We start from the raw sequence: 20010 nt of genomic DNA on the forward strand, positions 1-20010 counted from the left end.
ATACTGTAAACGAGCACTAATCACTTCCGCTCATCCTAAAAATCGAAAAAAACCTGACTAACAGCCTCATATCTCAATCACAAGGAATTGTTCATGGACGAGAAAACTATATTCGCTTCAGTGCTAACGAAAATCTATGAGAACCAACTGGCGCTGGGAGCGGCAGTAGAAGAGCTATCAAATTGGGTGGAGCAACATGGGGCTATCGAAGTAGCGGGTAACATCCAAGGTGCGCTGGAAGCACTCGATCGAAACCAAGAATTTATAACGTTGGCACTTCTCTCTATCTCTACAGATTTTAATGAACCACGGAATCCAAAAAAGCCCGGATCCTAACGCCTAGCTAACCTTCAATTTCCTGCCGTCTTTCCTCAGCTATTCCCCTAGCTCTTTATCGCCTAATAGCTAGGGGAAGATGCTCCGCCACGCGACGTCATACATTCATGACAGGCAACCCACTTTTTGCACCCGCCACATGGTGGAGCATAGCCGTGCAAACGACTACATAATGAAGCGCCACTGCCTACAGATCTCATCGACCCTGTCTGATTGTGGCAAGCCCCGTCCCAACATAAGGTTCTCCTACCGACCGCCGCCCATTTCGTCTCGTACAGAAGTGGTGTAGCCCAACAAGGAGTGAACCAATGCCCCCCAGATCCGTGTTACCCAGAATGAATCTTCCTTCCCCCTACAGTTTCCTCGATTCGAGAAAACTCCACGAAGCTGCCAAAAAAGCTCTAGATCACTATCTCAAACGGAAAAACACTGAATCGTGCTTTGCCGACGAATGCGCTAATGAGGAAAGACACATGAAAATGTTCACCGTTGTCCCGGACGCCAATCCCGAAGCCTTGACCATCGAGACCTACGAAACGTTTTCGACGGTCAGCATTCTGCTGCTCGACCTGGCTGAAAGCCTGGACAACACGCCGCGGCATCTGGCGATGGCGATTTATCGGATGAGCGAGTTGGGGTTGATGCTGGTGGAGCGGTCGCTGGATAACGAGAAGGCGATCAAGGTGACCGCCGCTTAACTACCCGTCGATTGTGCTGACGTCTTCGCGGGCAAGCCCGCTCCCACAGGGATCGGCGGCGAACACACAGTTTTGTGAACGACGCCAGACACTGTGGGAGCGGGCTTGCCCGCGATGGCGATGGTGAAAACGCCAATGAACTTCAGGCAGACGCCGGCATCGGCTGAAAACTGAAGTACTGCGTCAGCGCCTCCACCAATTGCCCATACTCCGGCGGTGCCCGTTGCAGGCTGAACCCGGCGTCGTAATGGTGGGGGGTTGCGTCTTCATGGCACCACAGGCAACACGCCGAAAGGTCGATGACCTGCTGGCAACCGTCGGTGGCGGGGATTTTCAGACGCAGGTCAAAGTCGACACCCACCATCATGGGCAACTGACTGATGAGCATCAGCCCGTCTGCAGACACGTTGCCGAGAAAGCCGATGGGTTTGTCGGTGACGCTGTTGAACACTCTCAAGAAATACGGCAGCTGATGCCGCTCGATCCGGCGGTCGGTAAACATGCGCAAATGGCCCAGCAAGGCCCTTAAGCAGGGCCGCACTAATGCTTCGGAACGGGCTCTTCCATTTCGTCCATGGAAGTGAACACGCTCTCCCCGTTCCCGGTGCGACAGTCCGTGCAACCGCTGACGCTTACTCCTGCCGATCACAGGTATGACCTCGGCTTTAAAGGCAAGGCTCTAAAACCGATCTCCTGGACTATAGCTCACCCCCGCCGAGCGGCCAGGGAAAACGGCAATCAGTACGTCGCCGGGCGTGGGCTCGCAGCGTTGCGCAGTGGGTAATGGCCCGTACTCTGCAGGGTTTCCAGACGAGCGCGGGCGCGGTAGGCGTATTCGCTTTGCGGGTAGGTGGCAATGATGTACTGGTAAGTCTGCGCCGCATCGACGAACAGCATCTGCCGTTCCAGGCACTGGCCGCGCATCATCGACACTTCTGGCCACACATAAGGCCGCGCACGGCTGGAGCGCTCGACTTTCGACAGTTCGAGCATGACCTGCTCGCAATTGCCACGATCGTAGGCGCTGTACGCGAGGTTTAAATGATGGTTCATCGACCAACGGGCACAACCCGTCACACTGAGGGCAAGGACGGCAATGAGCGCAAATCGCATGGGGGGATCTCCTGTCTTGAGCGCTGTATCGGCCTGCTGGCGAAAATCTTCAGGAATGTTCATTTCAATAAACAAACGAAAAAGTAGTGCATACGAACAATGACTACACCCACGGAGCATAGTAGCCTCACTCAGCGCTTGAACTCAGGAGTCTTTGAATGTCCGTCCGTCGTACCAAAATCGTCGCTACCCTTGGCCCGGCCAGTAACTCGCCGGAAGTTCTCGAACAGCTGATTCTGGCTGGCCTGGACGTCGCCCGCCTGAACTTCTCCCACGGCACCCCCGACGAGCACAAGGCTCGCGCGAAGCTGGTGCGTGACCTCGCTGCCAAGCACGGCCGCTTCGTTGCCCTGCTGGGTGACCTGCAAGGCCCGAAAATCCGTATCGCCAAATTCGCCAACAAGAAGATCGAGCTGAAGATCGGTGATCAATTCACCTTCTCCACCAGCCATCCTCTGACCGAAGGCAACCAGCAAGTGGTCGGCATCGACTACCCGGACCTGGTCAAAGACTGCGGCGTGGGCGACGAGCTACTGCTCGACGACGGTCGCGTGGTAATGCGCGTTGATACCGCCACCGCCACCGAGCTGAACTGCACCGTGCTGATCGGCGGTCCGCTGTCCGACCATAAAGGCATCAACCGTCGCGGCGGTGGCTTGACCGCTCCGGCCCTGACCGAGAAAGACAAGGCCGACATCAAACTCGCTGCCGAGATGGAAGTCGACTACCTCGCCGTGTCCTTCCCGCGTGACGCCGCCGACATGGAATACGCCCGTCAACTGCGCGACGAGGCCGGCGGTACTGCCTGGCTGGTGGCGAAGATCGAACGCGCCGAAGCCGTGGCTGACGACGAAACCCTCGACGCGCTGATCCAGGCGTCCGATGCGGTCATGGTTGCCCGTGGTGATTTGGGTGTGGAAATCGGCGACGCTGAGCTGGTGGGCATTCAGAAGAAAATCATTCTGCACGCACGCCGCCACAACAAGGCTGTGATCGTGGCGACCCAGATGATGGAGTCGATGATCCAGAACCCGATGCCGACCCGCGCCGAAGTGTCCGACGTGGCCAACGCCGTGCTCGACTACACCGACGCCGTGATGCTTTCGGCCGAAAGTGCTGCCGGTCTGTACCCGCTGGAAGCTGTTCAGGCGATGGCGCGCATCTGCGTCGGCGCTGAAAAGCACCCGACCAGCAAGACTTCCAGCCACCGTATCGGCAAAGTGTTCGAAAGCTGCGACCAGAGCATCGCGCTGGCGGCCATGTACACCGCCAACCACTTCCCGGGCGTGAAAGCGATCATCGCCCTGACCGAAAGTGGCTACACGCCGTTGATCATGTCGCGCATCCGCTCTTCGGTGCCGATCTACGCGTTCTCCCCACACCGCGAAACCCAGGCCCGCGCGGCCATGTTCCGTGGTGTCTACACCGTACCGTTCGACCCGGCATCGCTGCCGCCTGAGCAAGTCAGCCAGGCCGCGATCGACGAGTTGCTCAAGCGCGGCGTTGTGGAGAAAGGCGACTGGGTCATCCTGACCAAAGGCGACAGCTACCACACCATCGGCGGCACCAACGGGATGAAAATCCTGCACGTTGGCGACCCGATGGTCTGAGTGACCGGCCGCTGAAAAACAAAAGCCCCGCCATGTGAATGGCGGGGCTTTTTGCATTCTGGTCAAACAGCTGGGTTGTCTGGGCGGGCCTCATCGCGGGCAAGCCCGGTTCCCACTGGTTTTGAGTCGAACTCCAGTTTGTGATCACTACCCACCACTGTGGGAGCCGGGCTCGCCCGCGATGAGGCCGGCCCAGTCACCGAAGATTCAATGCCGCTTGATAAACCCGGTCAACGCCGCCAACGCTTCTGGCGACCGCAGCCGCTGGGTGAATAACGCGCCCTCTTCTTCTATCACCTTGCGCAGCAATTCCCGGTCCGGCGCTTTCATCAATTGCTTGCTGATGCGCACCGCTTCCGGTGGCAACGATTCAAAGCGCAACGCCATCTCCCGCGCCTTGGCCAACGCCGCTTCGCCACTGCCCAACGCCTCGGTGGCAATTCCCCACTCGGCCGCTTGTACACCGCTGAACCCTTCACCCAGCAGCAACAACTCCGCCGCTTTGGCATGCCCAATCAAACGCGGCAGGAGCAGGCTGGAGCCGAATTCCGGACACAACCCGAGATTGACGAACGGCATCCTCAGGCGAGCATCCCGACTGACATACACCAGATCGCAATGCAGCAGCATCGTCGTGCCAATCCCCACCGCCGCACCCGCCACCGCAGCGATTACCGGTTTACGGCATTCCAGCAAATTGAGCATGAAATGAAACACCGGGCTGTCGAGGTTGCCCGGCGGTTGCTGGATGAAGTCGGCGATGTCGTTGCCGGCGGTGAAGCACTCGGCGCTGCCGGCGATCAGCACGGCGTTGATTTCAGGGTCGGTGTCGGCCTGCTTCAGCGCTTCGGCCAAGTGGCTGTACATGGCGCGCGTCAGGGCGTTTTTCTTTTCGGGGCGATTCAGGCGCAGCGTCAGCACACCGCGTTCGCGTTCAATCTGGATGGCATCGGTCATGGTGGGTCTCGCGTCTGAAAAAATCAGCGCTCAACCACGAGGCAGGAACACATCGGCCAGCAGTTGATTGCGCGGCAAACCCGCGAGGTACAGGCGCCGGGAAAAGGCGTCGACACTGTCGGGGGCTCCGCAGACTAAGGCCAGGGTTTGCCGGGAGACAAGCCGCAGTTGCGCCAATGCCTGCGGCAACTCGGCCGGGGTCCAGTGTTCGACGCTGAGGTTTTCACGGCCCTCGGCGATGGCTTGCAGGGGTTTGGCCAGGTAATGCTCATTGGCATCATGGGCAAGGTGAATGACGCGGATAGCGCCCTGATGATCCTGACGCAAGGCTTCGCGCAAGACTCCGAACAAAGGGCCAAGACCGGTGCCGGCGGCCAATAGCCACAGCGGTCGAGTGTGCCAGTCCGGATCGTAATGCAAGGCCCCACCGCGCAGTTCGCCGAGGCGAATCGGGTCACCGATTTTCAGCTGACGGGCCGCATCGCTGAATGCCCCCGGCTGACGGCAATCCAGGTGAAATTCCAGAAAGCGGTCTTCTTCCGGCAGGCTGGCCAATGAATAAGGCCGCGCCACGTTGCCGGCCCACAACACCAGATGTTGCCCAGCGCTATAGCGCAGCGGACGCTCGGGGGTCAGGCGCAAACGCAACACACTGGCGCTCAACCAATCCACGGCGGCCACCTCGGCCGGGCGACCGTCCTGTTGCGGGTCGAAGGTGTGCACGTGCAGGTCTTCGACTACCTGGCATTGGCATGCCAGGCGCCAGCCTTGTTGGCGCTGCTCGGCGCTCAAGGCATCCGGGCGGCTGTCGCCCGGCAAGCCTTGCACACATTGCACCAGGCAGGCATGGCAACTGCCGGCGCGGCAACTGTAGGGCACCGGCACGCCGTTTTGATTCAAGGCGTCGAGCAGGTTGCTGCCCGGCGCCACCGTAAAGTGGCGCTCGCCGACGCGTAACTCAGGCATCGACGTTCTCCCAGGCCGCCGCGCACCGGTTGCGCCCGTCACGCTTGGCGCGGTAAAGCGCCTGGTCCGCGCGCTGCAAGGCATCGTCGAGATCGTCGCCCAGTTCCAGCAATGTCATGCCCGCCGACAAGCTGAGATGGGCGACATCGAGGCCGATCAACTCGACATCGGTGAAGGCGATACGCAACCGTTCACAGCACGCGGTCAAGCGTTCGGCATCGCAATCGGGCACCAGCACCACAAATTCTTCGCCGCCATAACGCGCCAACACGTCGCCGTCGCGCAGGCATGCGGTCGCGACACCGGCAAAGGCTTGCAAGACCTGATCGCCCGCCGCATGGCCGTGCACATCGTTGATGCGTTTGAAGTGGTCAAGGTCGATCAAGGCAAGGCCATGCATCACGCCGGCGTCCATGGCATTGAGTTCGCGGGAGGCCAGGCGCAGAAAATGGCGGCGGTTGAACAGCCCGGTGAGTTCGTCGGTGGCGACCAGGTCTTCGAGCTGGCGCATCATCCCCCGCAAGGTGTCCTGGTGCGCTTGCAACGCGAAGCGCCGTTGCCGCATGCGTTGACGCGACGCCTGGACATAGCGGGCGTAAAGCACCAGCCAGATCAACACGATAAACAGCACAGACACTTGCAACCCGGCCAGCGCCGGGTCGGGCAATTGAAAGCGGTAGCCCTCCCACAGCGTGATCGCGCTGAAACTGAAAAACACCAACAGCGCACACCGCACCAACGCTCGACGCGACAGATGGAACAGCCCGAACAGCAGAATCAGCACATAGAACACCAGGAACGCGCCGCGTGCTTCATCCAGATTGGCGATCAGCCAGGTTTGCCAGCCCAGCCCCATCAGCACTTGCACTTCGGTCAGGCTGGGGTCGGAAAAACGCAGGTTGCAGCCGCTGTAAAACACCGCGAACAACGCCGCCTGGCTGATGATCACCATGGCCGTGCCGACAGCAACACTGGTTGCGGGTTCGTTGTAGTGGCCGGTGAAAAATGCCAGCCACAGCAACATCAAAGCCAGGGCGTAAGTGCCGGCAGCGAGGGCAAAGCGTTTGAGTAAAAGCCGTTGGATGGCGTTATGGGTCAATCGTTGACTCACCATGCGAAAAGAGGCTGTTTGAGTGTCCTACTCTACAGGCCGTCTGCCACTTTAGTGGCGAGCCGGACAAATGACCATTCAATTTTCGGGGCAAAAAACTGGCGTCAAAAGCATGGCCCGTTTTCCCTAAAATTCAACCCTTGCCCCGATCCCTGTAGCCGCTGGCGAAGCCTGCGGCTACAGGGATCGGGGCATTATGCGACCAACGATTGACTGCCGGCGCGTGTACCCGCCCGCGAGGCGCGGTATACTGCCGCGCCTTTTTAGCGTCGCGCCAGCAGCCCCGGCGTGCCCTGACTCTTCGAGCCAGCTTCAAGTTGCAAGCTCCAGGCAGCAAGCTCAAAGCAGTACACACTGCTCTTGCTTGCCGCTTGTAGCTCAAAGGAAGCTAGCTCGAAGAGCTATTGAATGTTCCCGTCTTTTAGAGGAGCGCGACTCATGACCGTGATCAAGCAAGACGACCTGATTCAGAGCGTTGCCGACGCCCTGCAGTTCATTTCCTATTACCACCCCGTTGACTTCATCCAGGCGATGCACGAAGCCTACCTGCGTGAAGAATCGCCGGCCGCCCGCGACTCCATCGCACAAATCCTGATCAACTCGCGCATGTGTGCCACCGGCCACCGCCCGATCTGCCAGGACACCGGCATCGTCACCGTGTTCGTTCGTGTGGGCATGGACGTACGTTGGGATGGCGCCACCATGGGCCTGGACGACATGATCAACGAAGGCGTGCGCCGGGCTTACAACCTGCCGGAAAACGTTCTGCGTGCCTCGATCCTCGCCGACCCGGCGGGCGCTCGTAAAAACACCAAGGACAACACCCCGGCCGTTATCCACTACTCCATCGTTCCGGGTAACACCGTGGAAGTGGACGTGGCAGCCAAGGGCGGCGGTTCCGAGAACAAGTCGAAAATGGCCATGCTCAACCCATCCGACTCGATCGTCGACTGGGTATTGAAGACCGTTCCGACCATGGGCGCCGGCTGGTGCCCACCGGGCATGCTCGGCATCGGCATCGGCGGCACCGCCGAGAAAGCCGCGGTGATGGCCAAGGAAGTGTTGATGGAATCCATCGACATTCACGAGCTGAAAGCGCGTGGTCCGCAGAACCGTATCGAAGAGATGCGTCTGGAGCTGTTCGAGAAGGTCAACCAACTGGGCATCGGCGCCCAGGGCCTGGGTGGCCTGACCACCGTGCTCGACGTGAAGATCATGGATTACCCGACCCACGCCGCTTCCCTGCCGGTGTGCATGATCCCGAACTGCGCCGCCACCCGTCACGCGCACTTCGTGCTCGACGGTTCCGGCCCGGCCTCGCTGGAAGCGCCACCGCTGGACGCCTACCCGGAAATCGTCTGGGAAGCCGGCCCGTCGGCTCGTCGCGTCAACCTCGACACCCTGACCCCGGAAGAAGTGCAGAGCTGGAAGCCGGGCGAAACCGTCCTGCTCAACGGCAAGATGCTCACCGGTCGCGACGCCGCGCACAAGCGCATGGTCGAGATGTTGAACAAGGGTGAAACCTTGCCGGTGGACCTCAAGGGTCGCTTCATCTACTACGTCGGCCCGGTTGATCCGGTGCGCGAAGAAGTGGTGGGCCCTGCCGGTCCGACCACCGCCACGCGGATGGACAAGTTCACCCGTCAGATCCTTGAGCAAACCGGTCTGTTGGGCATGATCGGCAAATCCGAGCGCGGCCCTACCGCTATCGAAGCGATCAAGGACCACAAAGCCGTTTACCTGATGGCAGTCGGCGGCGCGGCTTACCTGGTGGCGCAAGCCATCAAGAAATCCCGCGTTGTTGCCTTCGCCGAACTGGGGATGGAAGCCATCTACGAGTTCGACGTGAAAGACATGCCGGTGACGGTTGCGGTTGATAGCAAAGGCGAGTCGGTACACATCACCGGTCCTGCGATCTGGCAGAAGAAGATCAGTGAAAGTCTGGCAGTAGAAGTGCAGTAAGCGCTTCAAGCTGCTGATAAGGCCGGGGCCTCTTACAGAGGCCCCGGCCTTTTTTTCGGCCAAGTTTTAATGTCATATTGTGTTTAGCAAATCGGTCGAAAAATCGGCATAGCCTCAAAACACTTGAATGAACGAAGCAGCATGAAAGGTGCTACCCAGGCGTGGCTCATGATTTCAGGCTCTCCGTGCTATCGTGCGCGCCCGTATTGCTAACTGTTTCCGACACCATGTTTGCTCGTTCGCGCACATTACGCCTGACGCTATACACCTTGCTGATCGTTGCCGGTGCCGTACTGGCCGCCGGATTTGCCCTGCGCCACACCGAACGCCAGGCCTTAGTTGAAGACGCCGCGCGCGCCAATCAGCAATTGGCGCTGTACGCCAATTCCCTGCACACCCTGATCGACCGCTACCGCGCCCTGCCTGCCGTGCTCGCGCTAGACCCGGAGTTGCGCGCCGCCCTCAACGGCACGGTATCGCCAGAGCAACAGGACGCACTGAATCGCAAGCTGGAAAAAATCAACGGCGCCGCCCAGTCCTCGACCCTCGAACTGCTCGACCGCACCGGCCTCGCCGTGGCCGCCAGCAATTGGCGTTTGCCCAGCAGTTACGTCGGCCACAATTATGGCTTTCGCCCCTACTTCAGCGAGACCCGCACCCAAGGCACCGGGCGCTTTTACGCGGTGGGCGTGACCAGTGGCATTCCGGGGTATTTCCTGTCCAGCGCAGTCACCGGCGACAACGGCGAGTTTCTCGGTGCCATGGTGGTGAAGCTCGAGTTTCCGGAACTGGAACGCGAATGGCGCCAGGGCAGCGACACGCTGCTGGTCAGTGACGCACGCGGGATCATCTTCATCGCCAACCAGCCGGGCTGGCGTTATCGCTTGTTGAAACCGCTGGACGACAACGATCACGCCGCGCTCAAGGCGACCCGCCAGTACGACAAGCAACCGCTGACACCGCTTGAGTTTCAATCCCTGCGCCGCTTCGACGACAACAGCGATCTGGCACGGGTGGTCGGCCCTGACGGGACGGCGGATTACCTGTGGGAATCGCTGCCACTGGCCACCGAAGGCTGGACGCTGCACCTGTTGCGTCGCCCGCAAGTCGCGTTCGAAGACAGTCGCAATGCCGCGCTGGCCGCTGCCGGGTTATGGCTGGCGTTGGTGTTTCTGTTGCTGTTCCTCAATCAACGCTGGCGCCTGGCGAAAATGCGCCAGCGCAGCCGCGAAGAGCTTGAGCAACTGGTGGAAGAACGCACCCGCGACCTGCGCACCGCTCAGGACGGGCTGGTGCAATCGGCCAAACTGGCGGCGCTCGGCCAGATGTCTGCCGCCCTCGCCCATGAAATCAATCAGCCACTGACCGCCCAGCGCATGCAGCTTGCTACTCTGAGGTTGCTGCTCGATCACGGCCGGGTCGACGACGCCTACAAGGCGCTGAAACCGGTGGACGACATGCTCACACGCATGGCCGCCCTCACCGGCCACCTGAAAACCTTCGCTCGCAAAAGCCCCAGCGGCCTGCGCGAACGACTGGACCTGGCGGCGGTGGTCGACCAATCGTTGCAGTTACTCGATGCGCGACTGCGCGATGAACAAGTCAGCACGGTGCTGCACCTGACGCGCCCGGCGTGGGTGCGGGGTGATGCGATTCGTCTGGAACAGGTGCTGATCAACCTGCTGCGCAATGCCCTCGACGCCATGCACGACAAGCCCTGCAAACGCCTGGAAATCCGCCTCGAAGCCGACGAACAATTGTGGCGCCTGACGGTCAGCGACAATGGTGGCGGCATCGCCGAAGAACACCTGCCGAACGTGTTCGATCCATTCTTCACCACCAAACCGGTGGGCGATGGCCTGGGGCTTGGGCTGGCGGTATCGTTTGCCATCGTTCACGAAGCGGGCGGACGCCTGAGTGCCAATAATCACGGCAACGGCGCGGTGTTCACCCTGACCTTGCCCATCGATCTGGAGGCGCCTGCCGCATGCTGAATTCAGTGATGGTGGTCGACGACGAAAGCAGCATTCGCAGCGCCGTCGAACAATGGCTGAGCCTGTCGGGTTTCGAGGTGCAGTTGTTCAGTCGCGCCGATGAATGCCTGGCGCAATTGCCCGCGCATTTTCCCGGGGTGATCCTCAGCGATGTGCGCATGCCCGGCATGACCGGGTTGGAGTTGTTGGCCGAAGTCCAGCGTCGTGATGCGGACTTGCCGGTGATTCTGTTGACCGGCCACGGCGATGTGCCGATGGCGGTCGAAGCGATGCGCGATGGCGCGTATGACTTTCTCGAGAAGCCCTTCAGCCCGGAAACCCTGCTGAGCAGTTTGCGCAGGGCGTTGGACAAGCGTCGGCTGGTTCTGGAGAACCGTGCCCTGCACGAACAGGCCGACAACCGCGCCAAACTCGACGCCACCCTGCTTGGCGTGTCCCGTGGTTTGCAGACGCTGCGTCGGCAAGTGCTGGACCTGGCGGCGTTACCCGTCAATGTGTTGATCCGCGGTGAAACCGGCAGCGGCAAAGAGCTGGTCGCGCGTTGCCTGCATGACTTCGGGCCGCGAGCCGACAAGCCGTTTGTGGCGCTCAACTGCGCGGCGATACCGGAGCAGTTGTTCGAAGCTGAATTGTTTGGCCACGAGAGTGGCGCGTTCACTGGTGCTACGGGTAAACGTATTGGCAAGCTTGAATACGCCGATGGCGGCACGCTGTTTCTCGACGAAATCGAAAGCATGCCGCTGGCCCAGCAGGTGAAGTTGCTGCGGGTGTTGCAGGAGCAGAAGCTTGAGCGCTTGGGGTCGAATCAGAGTATTCGCGTGGATTTGCGGATCATTGCCGCGACCAAGCCGGACCTGCTGGATGAGGCACGGGCCGGGCGTTTTCGTGAGGATTTGGCGTATCGATTGAATGTCGCCGAGTTGCGGCTGCCGCCGTTGCGTGATCGGCGCGAAGACATTCCGTTGTTGTTCGAGTCGTTTGCACAGCAGGCTGCCGAGCGTTTGGGCCGGACCTTTCCACCGTTGACCGGACCGCAGTTGAGTCATCTGCTGAGCCACGACTGGCCGGGCAATGTGCGCGAACTGGCGAACGTTGCCGAACGGCAAGTGCTGGGGCTGGGCGAGCCGGAACCGGCGGGGATTGATCCGGGGCAGTCGCTGGCGGCGCAGCAGGAAGCGTTCGAAGCGCATTGCCTGCGCGCGGCGTTGACCCGGCATAAGGGCGATGTGAAAGCAGTGCTTGAAGAGCTGCAACTGCCGCGCCGGACCTTTAATGAAAAGATGCAGCGGCATGGACTGACGCGCGAGATGTTCCTGACTGACAGCTGATATTTGTGGGGCCTGGACTGGCCCCATCGCGAGCAGGCTCACTCCTACATTTGAATCGTGTACACCGTCCCCCTGTAGGAGTAAGCCTGCTCGCGATGAGGCCGGCCCATGCAAAGCAATTCCATACCCGCTAAGCAAAAATCCGCTCATACCCCATCCAACATAAGCGGATTTCCGCTCACCCAATCCGCAAAACCCCTCTAAACCGCCCCTCTCCCCCTTGGCACACCTCCTGCTATAGCCCCCACAGGCTGCGTTTCAACGCGCTCCACAAAAACAATTAAACGAAGGATCCTTCAATGGATAACTCCAACGCCCTGCCCCTTGGGTCGGCTGCCGTGCCGGCTAAAGAAAGAACCACTGCCAGTCGCATCAAATCGATTTTCAGCGGCTCCGTCGGCAACATGGTCGAGTGGTACGACTGGTACGTCTACGCCGCCTTCTCCCTGTACTTCGCCAAGGCCTTTTTCCCGAAAGGCGACACCACCGCCCAACTGCTGAACACCGCCGCGATCTTCGCTGTGGGCTTCCTGATGCGCCCGATCGGTGGCTGGCTGATGGGCCTCTACGCCGACAAGGCCGGGCGCAAGAAAGCGCTGATGGCTTCGGTGTACCTGATGTGTTTCGGCTCGCTGCTGATCGCCCTGAGCCCGGGTTATGAAACCATTGGCATCGGCGCACCGATCCTGCTGATTTTCGCCCGTCTGCTGCAAGGCCTGTCGGTCGGTGGCGAGTACGGCACCTCGGCGACGTACCTCAGCGAAATGGCGACCAAGGATCGTCGCGGTTTCTACTCCAGCTTCCAGTACGTGACCCTGATCTCCGGCCAGCTCATCGCCCTGGCGGTGCTGATCGTGCTGCAACAGACCTTGACCACCGAGCAACTGTACGACTGGGGCTGGCGCATCCCGTTCGCCATCGGCGCACTGTGTGCCGTGGTCGCGCTGTACCTGCGTCGTGGCATGGAAGAAACCGAGTCGTTCACCAAGAAAGAGAAGGCCAAGGAAAGCGCGATGCGCACCTTGATGCGCCATCCCAAGGAACTGATGACCGTGGTCGGCCTGACCATGGGCGGTACCCTGGCGTTCTACACCTACACCACCTACATGCAGAAATACCTGGTGAACACGGTCGGCATGAGCATCTCCGACTCGACCACGATTTCGGCGGCGACGCTGTTCCTGTTCATGTGCCTGCAACCGATCATCGGCGGGCTGTCGGATAAAGTCGGTCGTCGGCCGATCCTGATTGCCTTCGGTATTCTGGGGACGCTGTTCACCGTGCCGATCCTGACCACCCTGCACACCGTTCAGACCTGGTGGGGCGCGTTCTTCCTGATCATGGCGGCGCTGATCATCGTCAGCGGCTACACCTCGATCAACGCAGTGGTGAAGGCCGAACTGTTTCCGACTGAAATCCGTGCACTGGGGGTTGGCTTGCCTTACGCCCTGACCGTGTCGATCTTCGGCGGTACGGCTGAATACATCGCGCTGTGGTTCAAGAGCATCGGCATGGAAACCGGGTATTACTGGTATGTCACGGCGTGTATTGCGGTGTCGTTGCTGGTGTATGTGACCATGAAAGATACCCGCAAGCATTCGCGGATCGAGACTGACTGACCGCTGGATTGAGGGTGGCTGTACTGGCCTCTTCGCGAGCAGGCTCACTCCTACACTGACCGGGTTCTTTTCATGAGAATGCGGTCAAATGTAGGAGTGAGCCTGCTCGCGATGGGGACGCCTTGGTCTCAAGTCAACTCAGCAGCCGTCCGCTTCCCATATTTATTCTGAGCAAACGAAGCCCCCGCAATCATCACCACCAGAATCCCCGCCAACACCCAGGCCCGAATCGTCGGTCAGGTAATCACCCAGCGCCGTGCCCAAGGTGTTGGAAAACAGAATCGCCATCCAATAGAACATCTCGCCGCGAAAGGTCTGGACCTTGGTGACGTTCAGCGAATCACCGCTCAAGCGCCACGCCGCAAAAATCCCGATCAGGATCGCAATCAGGATCATCGAGCCGGTGGCGTAGCCCAAGCCGAGGGTGCGGTCCATGAAGTCCGACATCGTGGTGCCGGCCGTACTGGTCGCCAACACGTTCGCCGCCGATGGCTATGACAAAACCGGCTCGGCGTCCTACGAGCACGGCGCCAGTGCCTCCATCGAACGCACGCATTCTGACAGCTTCGACAAAACCGGCACCGCCGAAGCGATCGGCTGATCACAAGAGCCCCCCCTGTAGGAGAGAGCCTGCTCGCGATGGCGGTGTGTCAGTCACATAAATGCTGAATGACACACCGCCATCGCGAGCAGGCTCACTCCTACATTGGAATCTCATTGCTGGAAATTATCGGCTCGGCCTTGCACCATGGTGGTCTCCCGAGAGCTCCTGGAATGAACCCCATGCCCGACGACATCCACTATTACGAACCCGCCAACGGCCATGGCCTGCCCCACGACCCGTTCAACGCCATCGTCGGCCCGCGCCCAATCGGCTGGATTTCCTCGCAGGATGCCAATGGCCGCTTGAACCTGGCGCCGTACAGTTTCTTCAACGCGTTCAACTACATTCCGCCGATCATTGGTTTTTCCAGTGTCGGGCGCAAAGACAGCCTGAATAACATCGAACAGACCGGCGAATTCGCCTGGAACCTCGCCACTCGCCCATTGGCCGAGCAGATGAACCAGAGCTGTGCGATGGTCGGGCCAGAAGTGAATGAGTTCGAGTTGTCCGGATTGACGCCCGCCGCCTCGACAATCATTCAGGTGCCACGGGTCGCCGAAAGCCCGGTGTCCTTTGAGTGCAAGGTCACGCAGATCATCCAGTTGCAGCGCGCGGACGGGAATGTGGTGCCGAGCTGGCTGATTCTCGGCGAAGTGGTCGCCGTGCATATCGCCAAATGGCTGTTGAAGGATGGGGTCTACGACACCGCCGCGGCAGAACCGATTCTGCGCGGCGGCGGGCCGGCGGATTATTTTCAGCTGGGGCCAGAGGCGTTGTTCAAGATGTATCGCCCGGGGGCGAACAGGTAACTCACCACAGCAGGTCGGTGTCTTCCTTGACGTCCTTGAGGCGGGTCAGCTCTTTGGCGGCGGCTTCATCGGCTTCATGAGCGGTCTTGAAGGTCTGGTCTTCGAGGACTTTGTGAAAGCGCGGTGCGCCTGCGCCATCCAGGGCTTTGACGGCGATGGCGGCGTGGTATCCACCCTCACCCGGTACTACTGCGGAAACGGCTTCGAAGTGTTCAAAGGCTTTACGTGCCATGTCGCGGATCCTGGCTGGTAGATAATGCGGTCATTAAACCCTCAACCCGCCATTTTGTGTACCCACGACTGGGTCTGACCCAAGGCCTGGGCCGCCGACACTTCCTTGAAGGTGTGGAAATCCAGGCTGTTGACCACCAGGTCCTGCACCAATTCGGCAAACACGTCCATCGCCGGGGTGCTGAAGTACGCGGTCATGGCCTGCTGGTTGATCCAGAAACCGGACACCAGCCACAACTCGGTATCGCATTGCGACTGTTGCAGGGTAAAGCTCAGGCAACCCGGTGCAGTGCGCGTCGGCTCGATCAGGGCGCTCAGGCGCGCACCGAGTTCCACCGAACGCCCGGCGTGGGCACGGACAAAAGCCATATGACTGACGGGGATCTGCGTAGACATGTTCAACCCTCCCAGGTACTCGAGTGGCAGCCGTGGGACGGGCTGCGACAGGATCAAAGGTTAATCGCGCACCCGCCAGCGCGGTTAGTCGATTCCTGCCGGCTTGTTGCACAATCCTGCGCACGTCGTAAAAAACCTCTACCCGCCAGCAAAAGGTTTTCAGGCCAATGAAACAGGGCTTTCAAGCAAGTTTTGCAGGGACTGCCCACTGCCAGAGGCACCGCTAATTCACCCCGTGCAGAATCAGGCAAGGTTGAGGCAGGATGTGTCTACCGCTTCGTCTTGCACAAACATAAGCTGAGCCCATTATCCACGCCCCACCGAGGATGCCTTGCATGTCGTCGCTCGATCATTTTCAAGCCCCGCTGGATGCCGAGATGGAGAAACAGCGCGCGGAACTGGCCGCGATCATCCGTCGCTATACAACCGATGATGGCAATTATGAGACCGCCGTCGGCTCGTTGTTCATGGCCAAACACAGCAAGTCCCACGACTTTGCACCGGTGCTGGCGCAACCGGCGTTGTGCATCATGGCGCAGGGGCGCAAAGAGGTGCGGCTGGCGGACGAATACTTCAATTACGACCCGCTGCACTACCTGGTGGTCTCGGTCTCGATGCCCCTGAGCGGCAGGATCGTCAATGTCACCTCGGAAGAACCGATTCTCTCGGTGCGGCTGGACATCGACCCAGCGGAAATCAGCGCGCTGATTGCCGATGCCGGACCTTTAGGTGTGCCGACCCGCCCCACCGGTCGTGGCCTGTATGTCGAGCGGGTCGACAGCGCCATGCTCGATGCCGTACTGCGTCTGGCACGTTTGCTCGACACCCCGAAAGACATCGCCATGCTCGCGCCGTTGATTCGTCGGGAGATTCTTTATCGGTTGTTGCGCAGCCCGCAGGGGCATCGGCTGTATGAGATCGCGATCGCCAATAGCCAGAGCCATCGCATCAGCCAGGCGATCCAGTGGCTGAACGGCAACTATGAGCAGCCGCTGCGCATTGATGATTTGGCGAAAGAGGTGAACCTGAGCGTGTCGACGTTGCATCACCGGTTCAAGGCGATGACGGCGATGAGTCCGTTGCAGTATCAGAAGCAGTTGCGGTTGCAGGAAGCGCGGCGGTTGATGCTGGCGGAAGGGTTGGAGGCTTCGGCGGCGGGGTATCGGGTGGGGTATGAAAGCCCTTCGCAGTTCAGCCGTGAATACAGTCGGTTGTTTGGGGCGCCGCCGTTGCGGGATTTGGCGCGGTTGCGGTTGAGTGTCTGATCCAGAGTTTTCTGGTGTGGCGGATGGCCCCATCGCGGGCAAGCCCGCTCCCACAGGGAATTATTGGCAGTCACAAAATGGCGTGAACACCGACGATCACTGTGGGAGCGGGCTTGCCCGCGAAGAGGCCAGCAAGGCTGGCATCAATCCTGAATCAGGCACCGAGTACGCGGCAAGCCTCAGCCGGCAACGTCACCGACACCGGGTTGCCAATGCTCAACCCGAACCCCTGGCACGGTGTGCTCAGCGCGGTAAACGACACCCCGGAACACTCCACGGTGGTTTCAATCGTCGCGCCGATATCACGCACGAACGTCACCGTACCCAGCAAACGATTCCCCGCCGTCGCCTGCGGGTGCGACAGTTGCAGGTCTTCCGGGCGAATCAGCATCTTCACTTTCTCGCCGACCACAATGCTGCTGCAGATCGGCACGTCCAGTGCATCGCCCCCCGGCAGACCGACCTTGCCATTGCCCAACGCCGTGGCCGGGAAGATGTTGCCGGAACCGATAAAGTCCGCGACAAATTCGTTGGCCGGGTGGCGGTAGATTTCAATCGGCGTGCCGACTTGCTGCACGCGGTGCTCGCCCAGGACCACGACGATATCGGCCATGGTCATGGCTTCACGCTGATCGTGGGTCACCATGATCGTGGTGATGTTCAGGCGTTGTTGCAGCTGACGGATTTCCACCTGCATCGACTCGCGCAGCTTGGCGTCCAGCGCCGACAGCGGCTCATCCAGCAGGAGGATTTTTGGTCGCGAAGCAATCGCCCGGGCAATCGCCACGCGCTGACGCTGACCGCCGGAGAGTTTGGCCACCGGGCGATCAATCATTTCCTGCAGCTGAATCAGCTCCAGCAACTCCACCACACGCGCCTGCTGATCAGCCTTGCTGACGCCACGCAGTTTCAGCGGATAGGCGATGTTCTCGCCCACGGTCATGTGCGGGAACAAGGCCAGGGATTGAAACACCATGCCGAAATTACGTAGATGCGCCGGGGTGTGGCCGATGTCTTCACCGTCCAGGCGAATCTCGCCGCCGGTGAGGGTTTCGAGGCCGGCGATCATGCGCAGCAGCGTGGTTTTACCGCAGCCCGACGGGCCGAGAAAACACACCAGCTTGCCCTCGGGCAAATGCAGGTTTACATCCTTTACCGCGCAGGCCGAGCCGTAGTGTTTCTCGACGTTTTCCAGAATCAGACCAGACATGTGAATCACCTCAAGAAATCAGAACGAAACGCCACCTTCACCAACCAGCTTCTCCAGCGCCCAGATCAGGACGAAGTCGATCAGCACGATCAGCACGGCAAACGAGAAAACGGTAGGGTCGAGCGAAGACACGGTGCGGCTGTACATCCAGATCGGCACGGTCATGACGTCGATGGTGTAGAGGAAATAGGTCACGGTGAATTCGTTGAACGAGACGATGAACGCCAGCAGCATCCCCGCCAGGATCCCCGACTTCATCAACGGCACCACCACATCGACAATCGCTCGGGTCGGCGAAGCACCGAGCATTTGCGCGGCCTCCTCGACTTCGCTGCCGATGGACAGCATCGCCGCAGTGCAGTTTTTCACCACGAACGGCAACGCCAGAATCACGTGGGCAATCACCAGCCGCGAGGTGGTCATCTGGAACGGCAGGCTGTCGAACACCAGCAGCAACGCCAGGCCCAACACCACCATTGGAAACACCAGCGGCAACGACATCAGTTGCAGCGCCACGGCCTTGCCGCGGAACTCGCAACGGGTCAGCGCGTAAGACGCCGGCACGGCGATGATCGTGGCGAAAACCATGGTCAGGCACGCAACCATCAGGCTGGTGGTCATGGCTTTGCCCAGGCTCAGCACGTCACTGGCGTCCGGCGAGACGAAGGTGTGCCAGGCCGCTTTGTACCATTGCAGGCTGTAGCTGCTCGGCGGGAAGTCGAGGTTCGACGAGCCGCTGAACGACATCACGATCATGGTCAGGATCGGCAACACCGCCAGCAGCAGGATGAAGCCGGAGAGGATGCCGGCAAACTTGCCGGTTTCGCCCGGCAGCAGCCCGTAACGTTTCTTGGTCAGGGTACTCATTGCGAAGCCTCCAGCATGCGCCGACGGCGGCCAGTGATGTATTCGGACAAGGTCATGATCGCGAGCGTGGTGACGATCAGCACCACACCGGCGGCGGACGCGGCGGGCCAGTTCATCAGCGGGGCGATCTGGTCATGGACCATCACCGCCAGCATCGGCACGCGTCGACCACCGAGCAGCAACGGCACCACGAAACTGCTGGCGTTGTAGGCGAACACCAACGTCGCGCCGGTGATGATCCCCGGCATGCTCATCGGCAACACCACCTGGCGGAACACCTGGAAGCGACTGGCGCCCAGGGTCGCAGCGGCTTCTTCGTAAGTACGGGCGACGCCGCGCATGGCGCTGGCGATTGGCAACACAGCGAGCGGGAACGCGGTTTGCACCAGGCCCATCAGCACGCCGTTCTGGTTGTAGAGCAGCATGATCGGACGCTTGATCAGACCGAGGCCCATCAACGCCTGATTGAGCATGCCGCCCGGACCGAGGATCACCAGCCAGCCGTAGCTTTGCAGCAGCAGGTTGACCAGCAATGGCAATAGCACCGCGGCGAGGAACACCCGGCGCACGAACGGTGAGGTCAGGCGCGACATGGTGTAGGCCACCGGGATCGCCAGGACCACAGCGATCGCTGCGCTGATCAGTGCCAGACGCAGGGTCAGCAGCAAGGATTTGAGGTAATACGGTTCCAGCAATTGGGCGTAACTGGCCAGGCTGAACCCGGTCCATTCCGCGCCTTTGGTGCCCACGCTCATGCGCAGGACCAGCAGGCTGGCGGCGATCAGCACACCCAGAAACAGCATCGACGGCGACAGGAAAAACCAGGCGCGGGTCGTTGGCGAAACACCCCGACGGGCACGCTCGGGGGCGATGCTTACCGGATGAGTCAAAGGTTGGTGTTCCATAGCAAGGGTCTCGTCAATGGAAAGCAGCT

Annotated in this window: 20 protein-coding genes and 1 pseudogene; 10 read left to right on the forward strand and 11 right to left on the reverse strand. The window is 60.2% G+C overall.

Annotated elements, in window-relative coordinates; all coding sequences use genetic code 11:
• Positions 1–93: 93 nt before the first annotated feature.
• Entirely contained in the window at positions 94–336 is a 243-nt protein-coding gene (locus SB725_RS18310) for a hypothetical protein (RefSeq protein WP_027922908.1), read from the forward strand.
• 308 nt (positions 337–644) lie between these two features.
• Positions 645–1034 (forward strand): DUF6124 family protein, encoded by a 390-nt coding sequence (locus SB725_RS18315; protein ID WP_081743928.1) that lies wholly within the window; start codon positions 645–647, stop codon positions 1032–1034.
• 142 nt (positions 1035–1176) lie between these two features.
• On the opposite strand, the gene SB725_RS18320 is transcribed toward SB725_RS18315, so the two are convergent.
• The gene (locus SB725_RS18320) at positions 1177–1536 is read right to left on the reverse strand and encodes a PilZ domain-containing protein (RefSeq protein WP_410922447.1); all 360 of its coding nucleotides are present in this window, start codon (positions 1534–1536) and stop codon (positions 1177–1179) included.
• Positions 1537–1772: 236 nt separating this feature from the next.
• Positions 1773–2147: a tetratricopeptide repeat protein gene (locus SB725_RS18325; protein WP_027922905.1), complete on the reverse strand. Its 375-nt coding sequence runs from the start codon at positions 2145–2147 to the stop codon at positions 1773–1775.
• 158 nt (positions 2148–2305) lie between these two features.
• On the opposite strand from SB725_RS18325, the gene pyk reads away from it, so the two are divergent.
• On the forward strand, positions 2306–3757 hold the full coding sequence (pyk, locus tag SB725_RS18330; protein ID WP_027922904.1) for a pyruvate kinase: 1452 nt from the start codon (positions 2306–2308) through the stop codon (positions 3755–3757).
• 207 nt (positions 3758–3964) lie between these two features.
• On the opposite strand, the gene SB725_RS18335 is transcribed toward pyk, so the two are convergent.
• Genes SB725_RS18335 through SB725_RS18345 form a run of 3 tightly spaced genes read right to left on the reverse strand, consistent with a single transcriptional unit; the run spans position 3965 to position 6779 of the window.
• Positions 3965–4714 (reverse strand): enoyl-CoA hydratase-related protein, encoded by a 750-nt coding sequence (locus SB725_RS18335; protein ID WP_410922448.1) that lies wholly within the window; start codon positions 4712–4714, stop codon positions 3965–3967.
• A 30-nt stretch (positions 4715–4744) separates the two neighbouring features.
• Positions 4745–5680 (reverse strand): iron-sulfur-binding ferredoxin reductase, encoded by a 936-nt coding sequence (locus SB725_RS18340; protein ID WP_027922902.1) that lies wholly within the window; start codon positions 5678–5680, stop codon positions 4745–4747.
• Positions 5673–6779, reverse strand: a complete 1107-nt coding sequence (locus tag SB725_RS18345; RefSeq protein ID WP_027922901.1) for a GGDEF domain-containing protein — start codon at positions 6777–6779, stop codon at positions 5673–5675. The genes SB725_RS18340 and SB725_RS18345 overlap by 8 nt, the downstream gene beginning before the upstream one ends.
• A 450-nt stretch (positions 6780–7229) precedes the next feature.
• Between SB725_RS18345 and SB725_RS18350 the strand changes: the two genes are divergently transcribed.
• The 4 genes from SB725_RS18350 to SB725_RS18365 all read left to right on the forward strand — a co-directional run bounded on the left by SB725_RS18350 (position 7230) and on the right by SB725_RS18365 (position 13694).
• Positions 7230–8753, forward strand: a complete 1524-nt coding sequence (locus SB725_RS18350) for a fumarate hydratase (protein ID WP_019581511.1) — start codon at positions 7230–7232, stop codon at positions 8751–8753.
• Between the two features lie 227 nt (positions 8754–8980).
• Positions 8981–10747, forward strand: coding sequence for an ATP-binding protein (locus SB725_RS18355; protein WP_410922449.1), 1767 nt, complete (start codon positions 8981–8983; stop codon positions 10745–10747).
• Complete coding sequence (locus tag SB725_RS18360; RefSeq protein WP_059182251.1) at positions 10741–12075, forward strand: sigma-54-dependent transcriptional regulator; 1335 nt, start codon at positions 10741–10743, stop codon at positions 12073–12075. Before SB725_RS18355 ends, SB725_RS18360 begins: the two co-directional genes overlap by 7 nt.
• Before the next feature lie 299 nt (positions 12076–12374).
• The gene (locus tag SB725_RS18365; RefSeq protein WP_027922898.1) at positions 12375–13694 is read left to right on the forward strand and encodes an MFS transporter; all 1320 of its coding nucleotides are present in this window, start codon (positions 12375–12377) and stop codon (positions 13692–13694) included.
• 207 nt (positions 13695–13901) lie between these two features.
• On the opposite strand, the pseudogene SB725_RS18370 reads toward SB725_RS18365, so the two are convergent.
• Positions 13902–14171 (reverse strand): annotated as a pseudogene (locus SB725_RS18370) (hypothetical protein); the annotation flags it as partial.
• On the opposite strand from SB725_RS18370, the gene SB725_RS18375 reads away from it, so the two are divergent.
• Both SB725_RS18375 and SB725_RS18380 read left to right on the forward strand, forming a co-directional pair.
• Positions 14128–14295, forward strand: a complete 168-nt coding sequence (locus SB725_RS18375) for a hypothetical protein (RefSeq protein WP_410922450.1) — start codon at positions 14128–14130, stop codon at positions 14293–14295. The pseudogene SB725_RS18370 and the gene SB725_RS18375 overlap by 44 nt on opposite strands.
• 182 nt (positions 14296–14477) lie before the next feature.
• Positions 14478–15107, forward strand: a complete 630-nt coding sequence (locus SB725_RS18380) for a flavin reductase family protein (RefSeq protein ID WP_027922896.1) — start codon at positions 14478–14480, stop codon at positions 15105–15107.
• Position 15108: 1 nt separating this feature from the next.
• Here the strand turns inward: SB725_RS18380 and SB725_RS18385 are convergent, their stop codons facing one another.
• Both SB725_RS18385 and SB725_RS18390 read right to left on the reverse strand, forming a co-directional pair.
• Positions 15109–15339: a hypothetical protein gene (locus SB725_RS18385; RefSeq protein ID WP_410922451.1), complete on the reverse strand. Its 231-nt coding sequence runs from the start codon at positions 15337–15339 to the stop codon at positions 15109–15111.
• Positions 15340–15380: 41 nt separating this feature from the next.
• Positions 15381–15734, reverse strand: coding sequence for an antibiotic biosynthesis monooxygenase family protein (locus tag SB725_RS18390; protein ID WP_410922452.1), 354 nt, complete (start codon positions 15732–15734; stop codon positions 15381–15383).
• A gap of 335 nt (positions 15735–16069) precedes the next feature.
• Here SB725_RS18390 and SB725_RS18395 point away from each other — a divergent pair, with 335 nt between their 5' ends.
• The gene (locus SB725_RS18395) at positions 16070–16999 is read left to right on the forward strand and encodes an AraC family transcriptional regulator (protein WP_027922893.1); all 930 of its coding nucleotides are present in this window, start codon (positions 16070–16072) and stop codon (positions 16997–16999) included.
• Positions 17000–17153: 154 nt separating this feature from the next.
• Here the strand turns inward: SB725_RS18395 and SB725_RS18400 are convergent, their stop codons facing one another.
• From SB725_RS18400 to SB725_RS18410, 3 genes are read right to left on the reverse strand one after another with little or no spacing between them, the layout of a single operon-like run.
• The gene (locus tag SB725_RS18400; protein WP_027922892.1) at positions 17154–18209 is read right to left on the reverse strand and encodes an ABC transporter ATP-binding protein; all 1056 of its coding nucleotides are present in this window, start codon (positions 18207–18209) and stop codon (positions 17154–17156) included.
• An 18-nt stretch (positions 18210–18227) separates the two neighbouring features.
• On the reverse strand, positions 18228–19076 hold the full coding sequence (locus SB725_RS18405) for an ABC transporter permease (RefSeq protein ID WP_027922891.1): 849 nt from the start codon (positions 19074–19076) through the stop codon (positions 18228–18230).
• A complete protein-coding gene (locus SB725_RS18410) occupies positions 19073–19981 on the reverse strand; it encodes an ABC transporter permease (RefSeq protein WP_027922890.1) in 909 nt (302 codons plus the stop codon). Before SB725_RS18410 ends, SB725_RS18405 begins: the two co-directional genes overlap by 4 nt.
• Positions 19982–20010: the final 29 nt, after the last annotated feature.

The sequence above is a fragment of the Pseudomonas sp. SIMBA_041 genome (genome assembly GCF_046535095.1).
In the GTDB taxonomy this organism is placed as follows: Bacteria; Pseudomonadota; Gammaproteobacteria; order Pseudomonadales; family Pseudomonadaceae; genus Aquipseudomonas; species Aquipseudomonas mucoides.

Coding starts and splice junctions, on each gene's coding strand:
- SB725_RS18310 (WP_027922908.1), top strand. CDS start 94: ATGGACGAGAAAACTATATTCGCTTCAGTGCTAACGAAAATCTATGAG.
- SB725_RS18315 (WP_081743928.1), top strand. CDS start 645: ATGCCCCCCAGATCCGTGTTACCCAGAATGAATCTTCCTTCCCCCTAC.
- SB725_RS18320 (WP_410922447.1), bottom strand. CDS start 1,536: ATGTTTACCGACCGCCGGATCGAGCGGCATCAGCTGCCGTATTTCTTG.
- SB725_RS18325 (WP_027922905.1), bottom strand. CDS start 2,147: ATGCGATTTGCGCTCATTGCCGTCCTTGCCCTCAGTGTGACGGGTTGT.
- pyk (WP_027922904.1), top strand. CDS start 2,306: ATGTCCGTCCGTCGTACCAAAATCGTCGCTACCCTTGGCCCGGCCAGT.
- SB725_RS18335 (WP_410922448.1), bottom strand. CDS start 4,714: ATGACCGATGCCATCCAGATTGAACGCGAACGCGGTGTGCTGACGCTG.
- SB725_RS18340 (WP_027922902.1), bottom strand. CDS start 5,680: ATGCCTGAGTTACGCGTCGGCGAGCGCCACTTTACGGTGGCGCCGGGC.
- SB725_RS18350 (WP_019581511.1), top strand. CDS start 7,230: ATGACCGTGATCAAGCAAGACGACCTGATTCAGAGCGTTGCCGACGCC.
- SB725_RS18355 (WP_410922449.1), top strand. CDS start 8,981: ATGTTTGCTCGTTCGCGCACATTACGCCTGACGCTATACACCTTGCTG.
- SB725_RS18360 (WP_059182251.1), top strand. CDS start 10,741: ATGCTGAATTCAGTGATGGTGGTCGACGACGAAAGCAGCATTCGCAGC.
- SB725_RS18365 (WP_027922898.1), top strand. CDS start 12,375: ATGGATAACTCCAACGCCCTGCCCCTTGGGTCGGCTGCCGTGCCGGCT.
- SB725_RS18375 (WP_410922450.1), top strand. CDS start 14,128: ATGAAGTCCGACATCGTGGTGCCGGCCGTACTGGTCGCCAACACGTTC.
- SB725_RS18380 (WP_027922896.1), top strand. CDS start 14,478: ATGCCCGACGACATCCACTATTACGAACCCGCCAACGGCCATGGCCTG.
- SB725_RS18385 (WP_410922451.1), bottom strand. CDS start 15,339: ATGGCACGTAAAGCCTTTGAACACTTCGAAGCCGTTTCCGCAGTAGTA.
- SB725_RS18390 (WP_410922452.1), bottom strand. CDS start 15,734: ATGTCTACGCAGATCCCCGTCAGTCATATGGCTTTTGTCCGTGCCCAC.
- SB725_RS18395 (WP_027922893.1), top strand. CDS start 16,070: ATGTCGTCGCTCGATCATTTTCAAGCCCCGCTGGATGCCGAGATGGAG.
- SB725_RS18400 (WP_027922892.1), bottom strand. CDS start 18,209: ATGTCTGGTCTGATTCTGGAAAACGTCGAGAAACACTACGGCTCGGCC.
- SB725_RS18405 (WP_027922891.1), bottom strand. CDS start 19,076: ATGAGTACCCTGACCAAGAAACGTTACGGGCTGCTGCCGGGCGAAACC.
- SB725_RS18410 (WP_027922890.1), bottom strand. CDS start 19,981: ATGGAACACCAACCTTTGACTCATCCGGTAAGCATCGCCCCCGAGCGT.